At 71.3% G+C, this 1,481-nt stretch carries 1 protein-coding gene and 1 pseudogene; both read left to right on the forward strand.

Going from position 1 to position 1,481, the window contains the following annotated elements; translation table 11 throughout:
• Positions 1-106 precede the first annotated feature (106 nt).
• Positions 107-739, forward strand: a complete 633-nt coding sequence (locus ND747_RS16295) for an RICIN domain-containing protein (protein WP_251734461.1) — start codon at positions 107-109, stop codon at positions 737-739.
• Positions 740-969: 230 nt separating this feature from the next.
• Positions 970-1,481: pseudogene (locus tag ND747_RS16300) on the forward strand (hypothetical protein); the annotation flags it as partial.

The following is a 1,481-nucleotide window of genomic DNA, read 5'->3' on the forward strand; positions in this document are numbered from 1 at the left end:
AATCGGGCACCAGCGCACCTTCCCCTTGGCCGGCAATCTCACTTCACCGATAGTGGCAAACATACGTCAGTGACACAGCACCGAACGTCCGCCGGCCGGGGACGTGGTGGCGCCGCCGGTAAGCGGGCCGGCTCGGAGCGCGCGGGGCGTCGTCCAGCCGCCGTCGGTCGACGCCCTACCCGTCACGGTGCGCACCGACGATGCCGGCCCGGCCCGGGTCGGGCCCGGTGGGCCAGGTCAGCCGGTGGACCTTCCGGTGTCATCGGGTGCCGCATTGCCGGCCCCGATGACACCGGCCGCCCAACCCGCGGCAGCTCCGACCCAGCCCCAGCCCCAGCCCCAGGCACCCGCGGCAGCGCAACCGGCGCAGCCCGTCGGGCTGTCGTTCGCCGACCTGGCGACCGGGCTGTGTCTGGACAGCAACGGTGGGCAGCTCGCGTACACCAGCGACTGCAACGGTTCCGACCATGAGCGGTGGCGGGTGTTCGGCTACGGCACGGTCGTGCTGACGAACATCGCGACCGGGTACTGCCTGGACAGCAACGCGGCGGGGCAGGCATACACCCGGGTGTGCCAGAACAAGGTCAACCAGCAGTGGCGGACAGTCGACACCGGTGATGGCACGGTGACCCTGACGGACGTCGGCACCCGGCGTTGCCTGGACAGCAACGGCGCGGGCGAGTTGTACACCTCGCCGTGCAAGACCAACCGATACCAGCGGTGGTCGGCCCGAGGTTGAACTCCGTCGAGCGGATCGGCGCTCCGTCGAGCGGATCGGCGCCTCGGGTCCCGCGGCGCGGGTGACCTGGGCAGAAAGTCGACATGAACGATTGATGACGGACTCGACTGGATCGGGCGCTTTCGGTAACCTCTGTTTCCGGATAACTAGCCTAAAAGTGCACCTAAGGCACATTGGGGACGCATCTGGCCGCGCATGGGAACGGCGAGGCAGCGACCACTTCGGAGGCGGTGACCACTTCGTTGGATCCGGCCGGGACGGAGCTCATGGCCTCGCCGAACGCGGCACCGTCAGGCCGCTGCGAGCGGGCACCGGACGTGGATGCCGTGGGTGACGTCGCCGACGGCAGGCCCGGGTCGGCGACCTCTGCGCAGGACTATCTCGCGGCCTGGGCCAGGGCTGCACGCGGTGGGCGGCCCCGTGCCCGGATGAGGGGCCGGTCCTGGGGTGCGCTTGCCGCCCTGACCGGGTTCGCGCTGGTCGTGGTCGTTACGGTTGTCCTGGGGATGGCCGGGCTGCCTGGTGGTCACGAGACGGTGAGCGCGGACGCGGCGGCCGTGGTCGTCTCGCCGACCCTGGCGGCCAGTACTGCGACCCACGGGTCGTCGACTCCCGGACGGACCGCGTCCGACGTCGCGTCGTCGCCGACCACGCCCGTGCCCTCCACGCCGGTGCCGGCCGTGGAGGCCGCGCCGACGGTCGACGTGCGCCCGGCTCCGCCGGCGGCTGCCGGGTTCCGGTC

The organism is Frankia sp. R82, assembly GCF_023716925.1.
Lineage (GTDB): Bacteria > Actinomycetota > Actinomycetes > Frankiales > Frankiaceae > Frankia.